16 protein-coding genes are annotated in these 17,262 nt (G+C 67.9%); 2 read left to right on the top strand and 14 right to left on the bottom strand.

The features are described 5' to 3' along the window. Nucleotides 1–3 precede the first annotated feature (3 nt). The 12 genes from aroQ to aspS form a co-directional block, all read right to left on the bottom strand. Complete coding sequence (gene aroQ, locus FS507_RS01100; RefSeq protein ID WP_145940999.1) at nucleotides 4–450, bottom strand: type II 3-dehydroquinate dehydratase; 447 nt, start codon at nucleotides 448–450, stop codon at nucleotides 4–6. Between the two features lie 15 nt (nucleotides 451–465). Beyond that, on the bottom strand, nucleotides 466–1,566 hold the full coding sequence (aroB, locus tag FS507_RS01095) for a 3-dehydroquinate synthase (RefSeq protein WP_186314504.1): 1,101 nt from the start codon (nucleotides 1,564–1,566) through the stop codon (nucleotides 466–468). After that, nucleotides 1,563–2,183 (bottom strand): shikimate kinase, encoded by a 621-nt coding sequence (locus FS507_RS01090; protein WP_145940998.1) that lies wholly within the window; start codon nucleotides 2,181–2,183, stop codon nucleotides 1,563–1,565. Before FS507_RS01090 ends, aroB begins: the two co-directional genes overlap by 4 nt. After that, on the bottom strand, nucleotides 2,184–3,410 hold the full coding sequence (aroC, locus tag FS507_RS01085) for a chorismate synthase (protein ID WP_145940997.1): 1,227 nt from the start codon (nucleotides 3,408–3,410) through the stop codon (nucleotides 2,184–2,186). A gap of 33 nt (nucleotides 3,411–3,443) precedes the next feature. Next, nucleotides 3,444–3,878: a prepilin peptidase gene (locus tag FS507_RS01080; protein ID WP_260853085.1), complete on the bottom strand. Its 435-nt coding sequence runs from the start codon at nucleotides 3,876–3,878 to the stop codon at nucleotides 3,444–3,446. A 6-nt stretch (nucleotides 3,879–3,884) separates the two neighbouring features. Then, nucleotides 3,885–4,889 carry a shikimate dehydrogenase gene (locus tag FS507_RS01075; protein WP_145940996.1) on the bottom strand — a complete coding sequence of 335 codons (1,005 nt, stop codon included), beginning with the start codon at nucleotides 4,887–4,889 and terminating at the stop codon, nucleotides 3,885–3,887. Between the two features lie 20 nt (nucleotides 4,890–4,909). Continuing rightward, entirely contained in the window at nucleotides 4,910–6,094 is a 1,185-nt protein-coding gene (gene mltG, locus FS507_RS01070) for an endolytic transglycosylase MltG (RefSeq protein WP_145940995.1), read from the bottom strand. 91 nt (nucleotides 6,095–6,185) lie between these two features. Continuing rightward, nucleotides 6,186–6,680 (bottom strand): Holliday junction resolvase RuvX, encoded by a 495-nt coding sequence (ruvX, locus tag FS507_RS01065; protein WP_145940994.1) that lies wholly within the window; start codon nucleotides 6,678–6,680, stop codon nucleotides 6,186–6,188. Continuing rightward, nucleotides 6,680–9,367: an alanine--tRNA ligase gene (gene alaS / locus FS507_RS01060; RefSeq protein ID WP_145940993.1), complete on the bottom strand. Its 2,688-nt coding sequence runs from the start codon at nucleotides 9,365–9,367 to the stop codon at nucleotides 6,680–6,682. The genes ruvX and alaS overlap by 1 nt, the downstream gene beginning before the upstream one ends. 58 nt (nucleotides 9,368–9,425) lie before the next feature. After that, a complete protein-coding gene (locus FS507_RS01055) occupies nucleotides 9,426–10,799 on the bottom strand; it encodes a replication-associated recombination protein A (protein WP_145941146.1) in 1,374 nt (457 codons plus the stop codon). Between the two features lie 14 nt (nucleotides 10,800–10,813). Further along, a complete protein-coding gene (locus FS507_RS01050; protein ID WP_145940992.1) occupies nucleotides 10,814–12,022 on the bottom strand; it encodes a phosphotransferase in 1,209 nt (402 codons plus the stop codon). A gap of 41 nt (nucleotides 12,023–12,063) precedes the next feature. Further along, nucleotides 12,064–13,848 (bottom strand): aspartate--tRNA ligase, encoded by a 1,785-nt coding sequence (aspS, locus tag FS507_RS01045; RefSeq protein WP_145940991.1) that lies wholly within the window; start codon nucleotides 13,846–13,848, stop codon nucleotides 12,064–12,066. Nucleotides 13,849–14,015: 167 nt separating this feature from the next. Here aspS and FS507_RS01040 point away from each other — a divergent pair, with 167 nt between their 5' ends. Next, nucleotides 14,016–14,357, top strand: coding sequence for a hypothetical protein (locus FS507_RS01040; RefSeq protein WP_186314503.1), 342 nt, complete (start codon nucleotides 14,016–14,018; stop codon nucleotides 14,355–14,357). 34 nt (nucleotides 14,358–14,391) lie between these two features. Here the strand turns inward: FS507_RS01040 and FS507_RS18395 are convergent, their stop codons facing one another. Further along, entirely contained in the window at nucleotides 14,392–14,523 is a 132-nt protein-coding gene (locus FS507_RS18395; RefSeq protein WP_255372692.1) for a hypothetical protein, read from the bottom strand. Between the two features lie 186 nt (nucleotides 14,524–14,709). Here FS507_RS18395 and ypfJ point away from each other — a divergent pair, with 186 nt between their 5' ends. Then, entirely contained in the window at nucleotides 14,710–15,657 is a 948-nt protein-coding gene (gene ypfJ / locus FS507_RS01035) for a KPN_02809 family neutral zinc metallopeptidase (RefSeq protein WP_145940990.1), read from the top strand. Nucleotides 15,658–15,673: 16 nt separating this feature from the next. Here the strand turns inward: ypfJ and FS507_RS01030 are convergent, their stop codons facing one another. Then, nucleotides 15,674–17,248 (bottom strand): GMC family oxidoreductase, encoded by a 1,575-nt coding sequence (locus FS507_RS01030; RefSeq protein WP_145940989.1) that lies wholly within the window; start codon nucleotides 17,246–17,248, stop codon nucleotides 15,674–15,676. Between the last annotated feature and the right edge of the window lie 14 nt (nucleotides 17,249–17,262).

Genomic DNA, 17,262 nt, shown 5'->3' with positions numbered 1-17,262 from the left:
AGGCTACGCCCCGGTACTCTCCTGCCGTACAAGGTACTCCACTGCCATGGTGTAGCCCTGCGCACCGAGACCGGCGATCACGCCGCGGGCGATCGGAGAGAGGTAACTGTGGTGCCGGAAGGCCTCGCGGGCGTGGATGTTGGAGAGGTGGACCTCCACGAAACCCGGACCGTCGGCCACTTCGGCCAGGGCGTCGCGCAGGGCGACGGAGGTGTGGGTCAACCCGCCCGGGTTGATGATCACCGCGTCGCCGTCGTCGGCGGCCCGGTGCACCCGGTCGATCAACGCACCCTCGTGGTTGGACTGCAGGAAGTCGATGTCCACGCCGAGACGTGTGGCGTCGGCACGCAGCCCGTCCTCGATGTCGGCGAGGGTCATCGACCCGTAGATCTCGGGCTGGCGGCGGCCCAGGCGGTTGAGGTTGGGGCCGTTGAGGACGACGATGCGCATGGTGGTGTTCCTGTTCTACTGGTGGTTGTCAGGGGTGGTGTTGAGGTAGGCGGCGGTGAGGTCGTCCTGCGACGGGTCCACCAGCGTCCGGGGGGCATAGGAGCCGGTATCGTCGCTGACGACGACGATCCGCAGGCTGCCGTCCCTGTTCTTCTTGTCCCGGGCCATGACCTCGGCCAGTTCCTCCAGGGAGGCGTTACCGTAGCTGGTGGGCAGGCCCACGCTCTGCAGGATGCGCCGGTGCTGGTTGACGGCCTCCCCGCTGAGTAGGCCGGCGGCGTGGGCGAGCTCGGCCTCGAAGACCATGCCCACTGCGACCGCGTGGCCGTGCCGCCAGCGGTAGTTCTCATGCTGCTCGACGGCGTGACCGTAGGTGTGGCCGTAGTTGAGGATCTCACGCAGGGAGGACTCCCGGAGGTCCTGCCCCACCACGTCCGCCTTCACGGTGATCGCGGCCTCGATGAGCTCCGGCAGCGTGCCGTGGGGGTCGCATGCGGCGACCGGGTCTGACTCGTAGAGATCGAGGATATGACCGTCGCGGATGAAACCGGCCTTGATGATCTCCGCGCTGCCGGCGACGATCTCGGGGTGCGGGAGCGTCTCGAGCACGTCGAGATCGACGAGGACGGCCGAGGGCTCGTGGAAGGCACCGACGAGGTTCTTGCCCGCGGCGGTGTTGATGCCGGTCTTCCCGCCGACCGCCGCATCGACCATGGCCAGCAGCGTCGTCGGGTACTGGACGACGCGGATCCCGCGCATCCAGGTCGCCGCGATGAAACCGGCCAGGTCGGTGGTCGCCCCGCCCCCGACACCGACGATGACGTCCTGACGGGAGAGCCCAGCCCCGGCGCAGACGTCCCAGCAGGCCGCGGCACCCGCGACGGTCTTGGCCGCTTCGGCGTCCGGAGTCTCGTACAGGACCGGTTCGAGGCCGGCGGCGCGCAGCCCGTCGGCGACGCGGGCCGCGAGACCGGCCAGGGGCGGCTGGTGCAGGATCACGGCACGACGGGCGTCGGGGACGCTGTCAGCCACTGTGGCCGTCAGGTCGCGGCCGATGACCACGTCGTAGGGGTGGTCCGTGGCGACGTGCACGGTACGTGTGCTCGGTCCGGTCACAGCCGTGCCTCCTGCCCGGGGTCGTGTATGTCGCCGGCGTCGCCGGCGTCACCGGTGGCATCTGCATCATGGTCGCCGTGCACCCCGATGAGGGCGAGCACCTCGGCTACGGTGTGTCGCGGCGTCCGTCCGTCGGCGTCGACGATGTGGGTCGCGACCTCCCGGTAGAGCTCCTCACGTTGGGTGAGGATCTCGCGGTACCGCTCAGAGGGGTCCGCACCGTCGGCGGCGGCGAGTACCGGGCGAGTCGCCAGGTGCGCGGTGCGGCGTGTGCCCTCCTCTGCGGAGACCCGCAGGTAGACCACGGTATGCTCGGCGAGCAGCCGACGTGTCGCGGCAGACAGGACGGCACCACCGCCGAGGGACACGACACCGTCGGACATCAGTGCCTGGGCAACGTAAATCTCCTCGCGCCGCCGGAACTCCGGCTCCCCGAGCAGGGTGAACAGTTCACCGCAGGACATGCTGTTGTCGCGCTCGAGCAGTGTGTCTGAATCGACCACCCCGCAGCGCAGGACCTCGCCGAGGGCGTGTCCGACGGTGCTCTTCCCCGCACCGGGTGGGCCGACGAGGACGACCCGGGGAGCCGCCGCCGAATGGTCAGTACTGGCACTCATCTACGCTTCTCCCCAGGTCAGGCGCTTGTCCACGTCGTCCAGGTAGGACAGGTAGTTGCGGCGTGTCTCGGCGACACTGTCGCCGCCGAACTTCTCGAGCACGGCACGGGCCAGCACGAGGGCCACCATGGACTCGGCTACGACGCCGGCCGCCGGCACCGCGCACACGTCCGAGCGTTGGTGGATACCGGTGGCAGGGCGCCCGTCATCCATGTCGACCGTCGCCAGGGCACGCGGCACCGTGGAGATCGGCTTCATCGCGGCACGGACGCGCAGCTGTTCACCGTTGGTCATGCCGCCCTCGAGACCGCCTGCCCGGTTGGTCCGTCGTGACACACCGGAACTGTTGTCCACCCGGTCGATCTCGTCGTGCGCCTCCGAGCCCCGACGACGGGCCTCCTCGAACCCGTCGCCGACCTCCACTCCCTTGATGGCCTGGATGCTCATCAGCGCCTGGGCCAGCTGGCCGTCCAGGCGTGCGTCCCAACTGACGTGGGAGCCGAGCCCGATGGGCAGCCCCGAGACGACCACCTCGACGACGCCACCGAGGGTGTCACCGGACTTCCGGGCGGCCTCGATCTCGGCGATCATCGACTTTTCATGGCTGTCGCCGTGCACGGTGAAGGCGCGGACCGGCGAGCCGTCCACCGCGTCGAGGTCAGCCGGGGCCGGTGGTGGTCCGGTGTAGGTCTCCGACGGGCCGATCGACAGGACGTGACTGACGACCTCAGCGCCGGTGACCTCACGCAGCAGGGCGCGGGCGAAGGTTCCGGCGGCCACCCGGGCAGCGGTCTCGCGGGCGCTGGAGCGTTCCAGGACCGGACGGGCCTCGTCGTGCCCGTACTTGACCATGCCGGAGAAGTCGGCGTGGCCGGGACGCGGCCGGGTCAGGCGGGCGCCGCGGCCCGAATCCATCTCCTTGACCACGGCCTCGTCCGACATGTCGACCGGGTCGGCGGACATGATCGTGGTCCACTTCGGCCACTCGGTGTTGCCGATCATCACAGCGACCGGTGAGCCGATCGTCAGGCCGTGCCGCACACCGCCGAGGAAGGTCACCTCATCCGCCTCGAACTTCATGCGGGCGCCGCGGCCGTAACCGAGACGCCGTCGGGCGAGTTGCCGGGACACCTCGGCGCGGGTGACTGGCACCCCTGCCGGAATGTCCTCGACAACGGAAACAAGGGCCTGGCCGTGCGATTCCCCGGCAGTCGTCCATCGAAGCATGCCCTACATTGTCGCATGATCACCGGACCGACGTCACCACACCCCACTGTTTATGACCCCGGTCACCGCTGCCGTGGCGATGAGCATCCCCGGTCCGTGCGGCAGGGCGGAGGACCGGACCGTCGGGAACAGCGCGAACAGCAGCGTCACCGCCGACGCCGCAGCGATCGTGGCCGCCAGACCCACTACTCCCCCGGCGGCCGCGGCGACCGCTCCGAGGCTCAGGGCGAGTTTCGCATCGCCCCCACCGGCCCGGAGCCGGGCCGAAAGCATCCCCGGAAGCACGCACAACAGGAACCATGCCGCTCCTCCCACGACAGCCCAGCCGTGGCCGAGGAGAATGACCCCCACCCACGCCGCCGGCACCGCCGGCAGGGTCAACCAGTCCGGCAACCGCCTGTACCGGATGTCGTACACGGCCAGCGTGCCCGCCCACACCAGAACGATCAACCCCCCGATGACCCCCACCTGCAGTTAACTCCCCGTGTCCGCCGTGTACCCCGTGTCCCCCGACTGCGCCTCCAGGGTGCGTCGGTGCGCCCGCAGCAACCGGTACATCCCCTCGGTCGACGGCGTCTCCCCGGTGAACTGGCGGAACTGCTCCACACCCTGGCCGGCGAGCATCAGCAGCCCGTCGGACACCGGGCGTCCGGCACCCCGCGCCGCGAGCATCAACGGTGTGGGATACGGGTCGTAGATCACGTCGACCACCGCCGCCGCGGCCGCCAGATGCTCGGCCACGGCGGCGGCACCGGCCGCCGGGATCGTGGAGATCAGTGCGTCCGCGGAGGCACAGACCTCGCCCAGGCGGTCATCGTCCAGCCGCAGCCAGTCGAAGGTCATCCCGTAGGACTCCACCAGGCTCTGCAGGTTCAACGCCCGCTCGGACCGGGCGAGCACGGTGACCGAGGTGAAGCCCCCGGCGGCCAATGCGGCGACGGCCGGACGTGCCGTGCCGCCGTTCCCCACGACCACGCCCCGTCCCGCACCCGCGGCACGGTCCTCGCCGAGCACGGCACGCAGGCAGGCAGAGAGGCCGTCGACGTCGGTGTTGTCGGCCAGCCACGTTCCGGTCGGCTGTCCCCCGGCGTCCCGTACCGGGACGAGGGTGTTCGCGCTGCCGATGAGGGCGGCACGGTCGGTCACGGTGTCGGCGAGGTCATGGGCGGCGGACTTGCCGGGCATCGTCACCGAGAACCCGCGCACACAGGCAGGCGACTGCTGCATCAACCTACGGACCTCGGAAGGCTCCCCGGCGTCGACGCGGACGTACACCAGCGACTCGTTGCCCAGCATCGCGGCACTGCCCAGGTGGATCACGGGCGAGAGCGAGTGCCCCACCGGCCGTCCGAGCACGGCACACAGCTGGACGGCGGGTCCGTCCGGCGCATCCGCCTCGTCCTGGAGCCCGGCCGCCAGAGCGAGGAACTCCTCCACGCTGTACACCTCGGCCGCGTCATTCCCGGTTTCCCTCACCATGGTCCCATCCACCTCTCTGTCTACCGTGCGCTGTCCAGCACGCCGTTGCGCCGCGATTCCTCGATCGCCGCCTCATGGTCGGAGAACGACCGGTTGAACACCGTGCGCCCGTCCGTGTCCACGGTCACGAAGTACAGCCAGTCCCCCTCGGCCGGGTGCTCGACCGCCTGCAGGGCGGTGATGCCGGGCGAGGCGATCGGGGTGTCCGGCAGCCCCTTCTTCGCGTAGGTGTTCCACGGGGTGTCGCGTCCGCGGTCCTCGTCGGTGGTGGCGACCTCCTGGGCGGCGACGTCGTAGTTGACCGTGGAGTCGAACTCGAGCTGCTGGTCCTCGTCCAGCCGGTTGAGGATCACCCGGGCAACCTTGTCGAAGTCGCCCTCCGGAGCCTCACGCTCGATCAGCGAGGCGGCCGTGACCATCTCGTACGGGCTGAGACCCACACCCTCCGATGCCTCGAGCAGCCCGGTGCCCTCGTAGACCTCCGTGGAGTCCTCCAGCAGCGAGGTGAGGATCTCCTGCGGGCCTGCGGTCGGGTCGAAGAGGTGCACGCCCGGGGAAATGAGCCCCTCGATCCGTCGCGGGTCGTCCCCGCGGGCCTCGACATTGTCCACGGCCCACTCCGGGACACCCAGTTCGGCGGCCGGGGTCGTGGCGATGGTCTCGCGCAGGTCGTCGACGCTGACGCAGTCCTCCAGACCGTCCGTGAGGCCCTCCCGGCAGGAGTTGTTCGCGATGGAGGTGAAGATACCTTCGCGGGTCTCCCCTCCCACCACCGTGACGTCCTCGAGGGTGAGCCCGGTGGGGATGTCGATGACGCCGAGACGCCGTTCGTCGTCGGTGAGCGCCCCCATGGCGGCGTCCGCGGACATCTTCTGCTGGAGTGCGTAGTAGCCGGCCTCCAGACCACGGTTCTCGCCGCGCTGTTCGGCCTCGTCGGCCGCACTGAGCATCGCCGAACGGGAACCGACGACGTCATCCTCGAGCAGCTGCGGGATCAGACCGGAGACGGTGTCACCCTCGTCCACCCGGATGAGGACCGCGTTACCGTCGCCGGCCCCCTCGTAGTCGCGGGTGCCCACCACCTCGCGTTCGTAGTAGACGTAGGCCACGACGAAGACGAGCAGGAGGACCAGTGCGAGGCTGATGGCTATCGACCACTGTCTCCGACGGCGGTACCTGGGTTCGGTCCTGATCTTTCGAGGCAAGGTTCACTCCCACGTCTCTACTGTGTGTACAAGGTGTCAAAACGTCATGAAAACACTGTTGCGGGTCATTCTCGCACGAGGTGGCCGAAGTTCATTGATCGGACACCCGTTTACGGGCGGTTCGGGCGTCAAGCCAACCCTGCAGGATATGCACCGCCGCCGCCTGGTCGATACGTGCGCGCCCCTTACGCTCACTGACCCCGGACGCCCGCATCGCGCCGGTCGCCGCGACCGTGGACATCCGTTCGTCGACGAGCCGGACCGGGATCCCGTCCAGTGCCTCCTGCAGTGCAGCCGCGTAATTCTCGGCCCGCACGGTGCTCTCCGTCTTCCGCGACCGCAGTGTCACCGGTAGCCCGACGACGACCTCCACCACGAAGTTCTCCTCGACGAGTTCCAGGACCCGGCCGAACTCGGACCCCGGGCGCCTGCCGCTGCCCTTCTCCGCTGCGACGGTCTCCAGTGGCGTGGCGAGGATGCCGTCAGGGTCGGACAGTGCCACCCCGATACGCACGGTGCCCACGTCAAGTCCGAGACGACGGCCCCGACCGGGGTCGTCGTCACCGGGACGCTCCGGGACAGCCATCAGTTGGCGCCGGACAGGGCCGATTCGACGTGCGGACGGACGGCCGCGACCGCCGCGTCGATGCCCGACACGTCGCTGCCGGAGCCCTGCGCCATCGACGGCTTGCCGCCACCGCGACCGCCCATCAGCGGGCCGATCGCCTTGACGACCTCGCCGGCGGACAGGCCGCGGGCGACGGCGGCGTCGGTGACCGCGGCGATGAACGGGACCTTGCCGGAGTCCGGGTCGGCAGAGGCGAAGACAACCACGGCCTCGTCGGACCCGAACCGTGCCTTGGCGTCATTGGCGATCGTCCGCAGGTCCCCGCCGGCGATACCGTCGGCGACGCGGGCGGCGACGACGCGGACGCCGTCCACCGTGACAGCCTGCATGACGTAGTCACCCACCTTGGCGGTCAGCTCGGCCGTACGGAACTGGTTGATCCGCTTCTCCGCGGCCTGCAGCCGCTCGCTGATCTGGGCGAAACGCTCCGGAAGGTCCTCGGAGGTGACCTTCAGACGGGAGGCCAGGGAACCCGCCACGGCATTCTGGCCGGCCAGGTAACGCATCGAATCCATGCCGGTGTAGGCCTCGATACGCCGTGTCCCCGACCCCACCGACGACTCGCCCAGGATCGTGACCGGGCCCACCTGTGAGGAGTGGTCGACGTGGGTACCGCCGCACAGCTCCATGGAGAACGGGCCACCGATCTCGACCACACGGACGCGGGACCCGTAGTTCTCACCGAACAGGGCCATCGCACCCATGGCCTTCGCTTCGTCGAGGCTGGTCTCGATCGTGTTCACCGTGTAGTCGGTGTCCACGGCCTCATTGGAGATCTCCTGGATCCGACGCAGCTGGTCGTCGGTGAGCTGGGTGCCGTACGTGAAGTCGAAGCGCAGGTACCCCGGCTTGTTCATGGACCCCGCCTGCACCGCCGTCGGCCCCAGCACATCCCGGAGCGCGGCATGGATCAGGTGGGTGCCCGAGTGTGCCTGACGCGCGGCGTGACGCCAGGCGTGGTCGACATGGGCGGCGACCGTGTCGCCCACGGCCAGTTCACCGCCGGTGACGGTGACGCGGTGCAGGGAGACCTTGCGTCCGGTCTTCTGAACGTCCTGGACCTGAGCCAGACCACCGGGGCCGGTGAGGGTGCCGCGGTCGGCCATCTGGCCGCCGGACTCGGCGTAGAAGGGGGTGCGGTCCAGGATGACCTCGACCTCGCTGCCCTCCGGTGCCCGGTCCACGATCTGACCCCCGGAGACCAGGCCCAGGATATGGGCCTCCGCATCCGTGGTCTCGTAGCCCAGGAACACGGTGGGGTGGTTGTCGACGAAGGAACGGTACACGGACACGTCGGCGTGGACCTGCTTCTTCGCACGGTTGTCGGCCTTGGCCCGCGCACGCTGTTCGGCCATGCGGGTGTCGAAACCGTCCTTGTCGACCGTGAGACCGGACTCGGAGGCCATCTCGATGGTCAGGTCGATCGGGAACCCGTGGGTGTCGTGCAGCACGAAAGCGGCGTCGCCGCCGAGTTCAGTCCCGCCGGCAGCCTTGACCTTGGCAGCGGCATCCTCGAACAACCGGGTGCCGGACTCCAGCGTCTTGAGGAACGCCGTCTCCTCCCCGACGGCGACCGCCCGGATGCGCTCCCAGTTCTCGGTGATCTCCGGGTAGGACGGGGTCATGGTGCTGCGCACGGTGTCCATGAACTTCTCCATGGTGGCACCCGTGGCCCCGAGGAGCCGGGCAGACCGGATGATGCGGCGCAGCAGACGACGGAGAATGTAGCCGCGGCCCTCATTGCCCGGAGTCACGCCGTCGAGGATCAGCATGAGTGCGGTGCGGCTGTGGTCGGCGATGACACGGAAGCGCACGTCCTCGACGGAGTTCTCGACCCGTCCGTAGACCGAGCCGGTGAGCTGCTCGGCGACCCGGATGACCGGTGCCAGGAGATCCGTCTCGTAGACGTTCTCGACCCCCTGCAGGATGCAGGCGACCCGTTCGATGCCCATGCCGGTGTCGATGTTCTTCTGCGGCAGCTCGCCGATCGGCTCGAAGCCTTCCTTCGGGCTCTTCTCACCGCGGATGTCCTGCATGAACACCAGGTTCCAGATCTCGATGAACCGGTTCTCGTCCGCGGCCGGGCCGCCGTCGACACCGTACTCCGGCCCACGGTCGTAGAAGATTTCCGAGCACGGGCCGCCGGGCCCCGGTACACCCATGTCCCAGTAGTTGTCCTCGCCACCGCGGCGCTGGATCCGTTCCTCCGGGACCCCGATGTCCTCGTGCCAGATGGCGGCGGCTTCGTCGTCAGTGCGGTAGACGGTGGGCCACAGCCTGTCCGGGTCCATACCGAACCCACCCTCGGCGACCGGGTTGGTCAGCAGATCCCAGGCGAAACGGATGACTTCGCGCTTGAAGTAGTCGCCGAAGGAGAAGTTCCCCGCCATCTGGAAGAAAGTGTTGTGCCGGGTGGTGATGCCGACCTCCTCGATGTCCAGGGTGCGCACGCACTTCTGGATCGAGGTCGCCCGCGACGACGACGGTGTCTGCTCACCGAGGAAATAAGGCTTGAACGGGACCATACCGGCGTTGACGAACAGCAGGTTCGGGTCGTCCAGGATCAATGAGGCGCTGGGAACCTCGGTGTGACCTGCCTTCACGAAATGATTGAGGAATCGCTCGCGGATCTCATGAGTCTGCACAGTTACGGAACCTTCTTGATAGCTGAATCGTCGACACGGTGTCTTAACCGGAAACAGTCTACCCGTTACCCCGGACGATGCCGCGAAGGGTCTCCAGCCGGGTACGGAGGGTGTGCTCGCGACCGTGGTCGGTCGGCTCGTAGTACCGTGCCGCGGCGAGATCCTCCGGCAGATAGTCCTGCCGGAGGACACCACGGGGGTCGTCGTGCGGGTAGCGGTAGCCGACGGCATTGCCCAGTGCTTCCGCCCCGGAGTAGTGGCCGTCCCGCAGGTGCGGCGGCACCACCGGACCGCGGCCGTCCCGCACATCGGCCAAGGCGGCGTCGATACCCCGGATCACCGAGTTCGACTTGGCAGCGGTGGCGATGTGCACCGTGGCCTGCGCCAGGGGGATCCGTCCCTCCGGCATACCGATGAAGCTGACCGCCTGGTGGGCGGCCACGGCGACCTGCAGTGCCGTCGGATCGGCCATGCCGACGTCCTCGGAGGCGTGGATCACCAGCCGGCGGGCGATGAACCGGGGGTCCTCCCCCGCGTCGATCATGCGTGCCAGGTAGTGCAGGGCCGCATCCGGGTCCGAGCCGCGCAACGACTTCACGAAGGCGCTGGTGATGTCGTAGTGCTGGTCACCGTCCCGGTCGTACCGTGCCACGGCGCGGTCGGTGGAGGCCCGGACATCCTCGACGGTGAGTACCGTCCGGTCCCCGATCCCTTCGACCGCTGCCTCCAGGTAGGTCAACCCCCGTCGGGCGTCGCCGGCGGCGAGAGCCGCGAGCAGGTCACGGGCGTCGTCCTCGAGGGTCACCGCGCCGTCGTACCCCCGCGGATCGGCCGCGGCTCTGGAGAGCAGGGTGGCGATGTCGTCGTCCTGCAACGGTCGGAGCTGGACGAGAAGGGAGCGGGACAGCAACGGTGACACCACCGAGAAACTCGGGTTCTCGGTGGTGGCGGCGACCAGCAGCACGGTCCTGTTCTCCACCGCCCCCAGCAGGGCGTCCTGCTGGGTCTTGGAGAAACGGTGGACCTCGTCGATGAACAGCACCGTCGACTCCCCGCGGCTCAGGAGCCGCCGGGCATTGTCGATGACCGAGCGCACCTCCTTCACCCCGGCATTCAGGGCGGACAGCGCTTCGAACCGGCGGCCGGAGGCGCCGGCCACCAGGGAAGCCACCGTGGTCTTGCCCGTCCCGGGAGGGCCGTAGAGGATGACGGAGGAGTCCCCACGGCCGTCGATGAGACGACGCAGCGGAGAATTGTCCCCGAGGACATGGGACTGTCCGACGACCTCGTCCAGCGAACGCGGACGCATCCGGACCGCCAGCGGAGCGTGAGCCCCCGGGTGGAAGTAGGAGTCCGCCGACCGGGTCGGTGCGGGCTCACCGTCACCGCCACCCGCGGCAGGGACGTCGAAGAGGCTGTCGTCTCCGTTCATCACACCGACCGGCTCTAACGGATCTGTGGCTGTGCCCCGAGCTTGGCCAGGGTGGCCAGCAGCTCGGCGGCGAAGTCGCGGACGGCGGTGAACCGCTCGTCAACCTGGTTACGGTCGGCGAACCGACGTACGGCCTCCACTGTCGTGGCGAGGTCGGAGAGGTGCTCACTCGGCATGTGGTCGAGGCGACGCACCCCCTCGGCGGCGGAACCGGAGGTCTCGATGACCGCGAGAGTGCCGTGGTAGAGCAGGGACAGGCTCATCAGCGCCCAACCGACGAGAGAAGCCATCAACGCCTTCTCCAGACGGCCCTCCTCACGCACCGCGGGCCAGACCACCGACACCTCGGTCGACCACGACTCGATGAACTCGCGGAGTTCCTCGGAGTCCAGCAGCGGAGTGGTGATGTCGTGGGGGAAGCCGGCGATCACGCAGGCGACGTCCGAGACGATGTCACGGAACCCCGCCCACTCGTAGTCGAGGAAGACCACGGTGTCGGCGAGCATGATGTTGTCGGGGGTCAGGTCGAACGGGGTGAACGCCTGCACCCGGGTACGGGACTGGCGCTGACCGGCCTCGTGGGCGAACTCCTCCACCGTGGGGTCGACCGTGACACCGCTGCGACGGAGCAGGTCGAGACCCTGCTCGACCAGGGCGGCGACGTCGACGTCCCGGTCGGTCACGCGGGAGGCGGGAAGGTTGTGCCGCGAGTGCTGGCGACGGTTGAGCGTGTCGAAGGCCTCCTGGCCGTCTGCGGTCGCCACATGCATGCGTCCCAGGGCCCGCCCCAGCTTGCGCAGCGCGGCGGCCCGGTCCGTCTCATCGTCCATCGTGAGGATGTCGGAGTAGTTGCGTCCGTCACCCGAATCCGACAGCACCATGATGCGCTCGTCGATGTCATGGGCGAGCAGCTGTGGCCCGGGACGGTGCTCCTCGGCGAGGGTGTTGGTGTACTGGTAGGCCACCACCTCTCGGATCATCGCCGAGATGGCCTCGGCATCCGCGTCGCCGCGTCGGCCGTTCTCCCCCGACGTCACCGGTGGCAGCTGCTTGATGACGACCGTGCGCTCCTGGAGGAACGGGTTCGGCGAGACCTTCACCCGGATGACCAGCGAATCCCCGCTGCCCCCGAGATTCTCCGGGTGCGTCAGCTCCGGGGTACCGCCGAAACGGCTCCCCAGCAGGTGTGTGGCACGGGCCAGTGCGTCGTCTATGCTCAGCACGTCGTTGTCCTCTCTCGGACGTCCCTCCATGGTCGAAGGACTCAGGCGTTCTTCTTGGGTTTTGCGTCGATCCCGGACTCCTTGCGCTGCTGCGCGGTGATCTCGCCGGGGGCGTCGGTCAACGGGTCGACGCCGCCACCGGACTTAGGAAATGCGATGACGTCACGGATGGAGTCGTAACCGCCGAGGAGAGAGACGATGCGGTCCCAGCCGAAGGCGATGCCGCCGTGGGGCGGGGCTCCGAAGGCGAAGGCGTCGAGCAGGAAGCCGAACTTCTCGCGGGCCTCCTCCTCGGAGATGCCCATGACCGCGAAGACCCGCTCCTGGATGTCGCGGCGGTGGATACGGATCGACCCGCCACCGATCTCGTTGCCGTTGCAGACGATGTCGTAGGCGTAGGCGGTGGCCTCGCCGGGGTTCTCGTCGAAGGTGTCGATCCACTCAGGCTTCGGAGAGGTGAAGGCGTGGTGGACCGCGGTCCACGCCGAGTTCCCGAGTGCGACGTCGCCGGAGGCGGTGGCGTCGGCCGCGGGCTCGAACAGTGGCGCGTCCACGACCCAGGTGAATGCCCAGTCGCCGTCCTTGATCAGTCCGAGCCGCTCTGCGATCTCGCCGCGGGCGGCACCCAGCAGCGCGCGGGAGGACTTCACGTCGCCGGCGGCGAAGAAGATGCAGTCGCCCGGCTTCGCGCCGACATGTGCGGCAATGCCCTCACGTTCGGCCTCGGTGATGTTCTTGGCCACCGGGCCCGACAGCGTGCCGTCCTCGCCGACGAGGATGTAGGCCAGTCCCTTGGCCCCCCGCTGCTTGGCCCAGTCCTGCCAGGCGTCGAGGGTACGACGGGGCTGCGACGCACCGCCGTCCATGACCACGGCACCGACGTAGTCGGACTTGAAGACGCGGAAGGACGTGTTCTCGAAGAACTCGGTGCACTCGGTGATCTCGATGTCGAAACGCAGGTCAGGCTTGTCGGACCCGTAACGACGCATTGCGTCGGCGTAGGTGATCCGCGGGATGGGGGCGGAGATCTCGTAACCGATCTGCTTCCACACGGCGGCCAGGATCTCCTCGGCCAGGGCGATGACGTCCTCCTGGTCGACAAAGCTCATCTCCACGTCCAGCTGGGTGAACTCCGGCTGGCGGTCGGCACGGAAGTCTTCGTCGCGGTAGCATCGCGCGATCTGGAAGTAACGCTCCATGCCCGAGACCATCAGCAGCTGCTTGAACAGCTGGGGAGACTGCGGCAGGGCGTAGAAGCTTCCCGGGCGCAGGCGGGCCGGTACCAGGAAGTCCCGGGCCCCCTCGGGGGTGGAGCGGGTGAGGGTCGGCGTCTCGATCTCGGTGAAGTCCTGGTCGATCAGGACGCTGCGCGCCGCGGCATTCACCTTGGAGCGCAGACGCAGTGCGCGGGCCTGGTTGTCCCGGCGCAGGTCCAGGTAGCGGTACTTCAGGCGGGTCTCCTCGCCGACCTCTCCCCCGCTGGCGGAGTCGTCGATCTGGAACGGAAGTGCCGCGGACTCGTTGAGGATCTCGAGGCCGGAGACGTTGAGCTCGATGTCACCCGACGCCAGGTTCGGGTTCTCGGAACCTTCCGGGCGGGCTTCCACGACACCGGTGACACGCAGGCAGTACTCGCTACGCAGCGCGTGCGCCCGCTCGGCGACCTCGTTCTCACGGAACACCACCTGGGCGAGTCCGGAGCGGTCACGCAGGTCGATGAAGATCACTCCACCGTGGTCCCGTCGACGGGAGACCCATCCGGTGAGGGTTACCTCCTCGCCGATGTGGTCGGAGCGAAGGTCACCACAAAGATGGGTCCGCAGCACGTCGCGTTGTCCTTTCGGATAGTTCGGAATAACCCCGGTCGGCACGGTGATGCCGCCGGTGGCTCGATATCAGCGGCCCAGTGTACTACCCCGTCGCCGCACGGGGAACAACGGTGGCATGCTGGAGGGTGAGGTCGAAAGTCGACCGAGATGAAAGGACGGTCATCATGGCAGAGAATGCTTCCCCGACACCGGACGACGGCGCACAGGCCCAGGGGCGGCAACGCCACCCCGACTCCGACGGTATCGCCGACCAGGTCACCGTCGAGGACACGGTGGTCACTCCGTTGGATTCGCGGGACCCGTACCGACTGTTCTGGCTGACCAGTCAGATCGTCCTGTTCGTCTCCGCTCTGGTCGCCGCCGTCGCGCTGATCTACGGCATGGCGACAGGGACGGAGAGCTCCTGGATCAGCGGAATGGCCTGTCTCGGGATCAGCATGCTGTCGGTGATCGGTCTCCTGCTGGCGAGGTTGGGAAGCGATCTGAAATCGGCCGGGGTCATCTGACCGCCGCCAGGTCGGCACCCACCGTTACAGCCCGTCAGGCGCCGATGCCGTCCCAGTTGATCCGGCCCAGGGTGGCGTCGTAGATCTGCTGGGCGATGTCCCAGTTGCTGTAGGCCGCCCAGTCCCCTGCGTCGAGGGCCTGCTGTGCGAGGGCGATGATGTCCATTGTTCCGGTACTCCTGCGGGTCGTTGGGGGTCTCTGTCAGTCATCCCTGCCGTGATTCACGGCAGATGTGAATCGAAGTATAGTCTTCCGCGTCACAAAGCGCAGCTGCACCGTGCCACATGAGTCACATGAGCCACACGCGTCTACGCGTCCCTACGGTCGCCGCCTGCCCGCTACACTGCCACCATGTCCTTCAACAACAACCTGTCCGGTATGGGTGGACGGGCCCGCTCCGGTGGGAGTTCAGGCGGCGGTGGTTTCGGCATCGGTGGCGGTGGGCGCCCGGGCGGCAACCGCGGCGGTGGGATCCTGGGCATGCTCCTGATGAGCAGGGTCGGCCGGCGCTTCGGTATTCCCGGGATCCTTGTCGTGGCCGCTGTGATCTTCGTCGCCAACGGTGGGCTGGGCATGTTCAGCACGGACAGCGAACAGGGCCCGGACAGGGCGAGCGGGGCGGGCGGGAACCTGGAGCACTGCACCACCGTCGAGGACGCCAACACCTACGACGACTGCCGGATCGAAGGCACCGCCATCTCGCTCGACACCGTGTGGTCGTTCCTACTGCCCGAACAGTCCGGGATCAACTACTCGGAGCCTGGCCTGGTCATCGGTGACGGCCAGGTCAACACCGGATGCGGCACCGCGTCGACGGCGCAGACCGGACCGTTCTACTGCCCGGGCGACGAGACCGTCTACATCGGCGACGACTTCTTCTCGCAGCTGTCGTCCATGGGCGGATCCGACGGGCCGTTCGCACAGATGTACGTCGTCGCGCACGAGTTCGGTCACCACATCCAGAATCTCGAGGGGAACCTGGGACTGTCCGACTACGACGACCCGGGTGAAGACTCCAACGCCGTGAAGATGGAACTGCAGGCCGACTGCTACGCCGGCGTCTGGGCGTCCCATGCCGACAAGGGCGAGGACGCCGTCCTGGACCCGGTGACACCCGAGCAGGTCAACCAGGCCATCACCTCGGCCCAGGCGATCGGTGACGACGCGATCCAGAGTGCCGGGGGCGGGCAGGTCAACCCGGACGCCTGGACCCACGGTTCCTCCGAGCAGCGCCAGTACTGGTTCACCACCGGGTACGACAACGGAACCATGGCATCCTGCCGACAGGACTTCCGCTGACGTCCGGGAGACACGCCTAGGCTTCGCGGATCAGGTCGGCCGCCCGCTCGCCGATCAGCATGCAGGTGATGTTCGGGTTGACCGCCACCAGCTGCGGCATCACCGAGGCATCGACGACCCGCAGACCCGTCACACCCTTGACGCGCAGCTCCGGGTCCAACGGCGCCATCGGGTCATCCGTGGCACCCATACGCACTGTGCCGGCCGGGTGGTAGACGGTGTTGTGCGTCCTGGACACGTAGTCGGCGATGTCCTCGTCGGACTGGACGTCGGTCCCGGGGAACAGTTCCCGTCCCGCGTACTCCGCCATGGCGGGCTGCGCGACGATCTTCCGGGCGAGCTTGATTCCTTCCACCGCGATCCGCATGTCGTAACCGTCCTCGTCGGTGAAGTAGCGCGGATCCACCTTCGGTTTGTCCCGGAAGTCGCAGGAACGTAGCCGGACCGTGCCGCGTCCCTTGGCGTGGGTGATGTTCGGGGTCAGGCAGAACGACTCGTCGGCGGTGGGGTACCCCTGTCGCCGGGTATGCATGTCGAAAGGCATCGATCCGTAGTGCATCATCAGGTCCGGCAGGCCCAGGCCGTCGGCGCCACCGTCGTCCACCATGTCGAAGATGCCGATCTCCCACCACTGGGTGGCGTCGCGGGTCATCGGTACCTTCGACTCCCAGGAGATCACCGCTTCAGGGTGGTCCTGGAGATGCTCACCGACACCGGGTGCGTCCACCAGCGTCTCCACACCGACCTCGGCGAGATGCGCGGTCGGACCGATTCCGGACAGCATCAGGAGCTTCGGGCTGTCGATCGCGCCCGCAGAGATGATGACCTCGCGTGCGGCGGTCGCCGTCTTGAGCCGGCCGAAGGGGTTGTCCAGGTACTCGATGCCGACGGCCTGCGGGGTGCCGTCCTGCCCCTCGGAGAAGATCACCCGTGAGACCTGGCGATCGGTGAGGATGTCGAGGTTCTCCCGGTCGAGGACAGGGTGCAGGTAGGACACCGAGGAGGACGACCGGACATTCTCGTCCGTGGCGTTGATCTGGAACCAGTCGGCACCGTGGTTCACCGTGGCACCCTCGTTGAACGGGGTGTTGGGAAGCCCCTGCTGTCCACAGGCCTCGATGATCGCCGCACCCACGGGATCCTCGTGCGGGACCGAGCGCAACCTGACGGGACCGTCATGCCCGTGGTGCTCGCCCTCACGGTCATTGTTCTCCAGGCGTTTGATCAGCGGAAGCACGGTCTCCGAGTCCCAGCCGGAGGCACCCAGGGACACCCAGTGGTCGAGATCCTGCGCCGGGGTGTGGAAAGCGATGCAGGAGTTGTGCGACGAGCAGCCACCGAGAACCTTCGCCCGGGCGTGACGCATGTGGGAGTTCCCCTTCTCCTGGGGCTCGATTGGATAGTCCCAGTCGTACCCGGACTCCAGCAGACCGGGCCATTCCGCAAGGTTGAGGATCTCCGGTTTGTCCACGTCGGTGGGGCCCGCTTCGATCAACGCGACGGTCACGGCCGGGTCCTCGCTCAGACGGGACGCGACCACGGCTCCCGAAGAACCTGCTCCGACGACGATGTAGTCGTAGTTGTCTCGCATATCTTCTCCTTATC

The organism is Corynebacterium glyciniphilum AJ 3170, from assembly GCF_007673095.1.
Lineage (GTDB): Bacteria > Actinomycetota > Actinomycetes > Mycobacteriales > Mycobacteriaceae > Corynebacterium.
Note: the sequence above shows the minus strand (reverse complement) of the source record. Positions and strands in the feature narration are given on the sequence as shown.

Bases quoted from the DNA above. Each gene is read 5' to 3' on its own strand.
- aroQ (WP_145940999.1), bottom strand. From the start codon at position 450: ATGCGCATCGTCGTCCTCAACGGCCCCAACCTCAACCGCCTGGGCCGC.
- FS507_RS01090 (WP_145940998.1), bottom strand. From the start codon at position 2,183: ATGAGTGCCAGTACTGACCATTCGGCGGCGGCTCCCCGGGTCGTCCTC.
- aroC (WP_145940997.1), bottom strand. From the start codon at position 3,410: ATGCTTCGATGGACGACTGCCGGGGAATCGCACGGCCAGGCCCTTGTT.
- FS507_RS01075 (WP_145940996.1), bottom strand. From the start codon at position 4,889: ATGGTGAGGGAAACCGGGAATGACGCGGCCGAGGTGTACAGCGTGGAG.
- ruvX (WP_145940994.1), bottom strand. From the start codon at position 6,680: ATGGCTGTCCCGGAGCGTCCCGGTGACGACGACCCCGGTCGGGGCCGT.
- FS507_RS01055 (WP_145941146.1), bottom strand. From the start codon at position 10,799: ATGAACGGAGACGACAGCCTCTTCGACGTCCCTGCCGCGGGTGGCGGT.
- FS507_RS01040 (WP_186314503.1), top strand. From the start codon at position 14,016: ATGGCAGAGAATGCTTCCCCGACACCGGACGACGGCGCACAGGCCCAG.
- FS507_RS18395 (WP_255372692.1), bottom strand. From the start codon at position 14,523: ATGGACATCATCGCCCTCGCACAGCAGGCCCTCGACGCAGGGGACTGG.
- ypfJ (WP_145940990.1), top strand. From the start codon at position 14,710: ATGTCCTTCAACAACAACCTGTCCGGTATGGGTGGACGGGCCCGCTCC.
- FS507_RS01030 (WP_145940989.1), bottom strand. From the start codon at position 17,248: ATGCGAGACAACTACGACTACATCGTCGTCGGAGCAGGTTCTTCGGGA.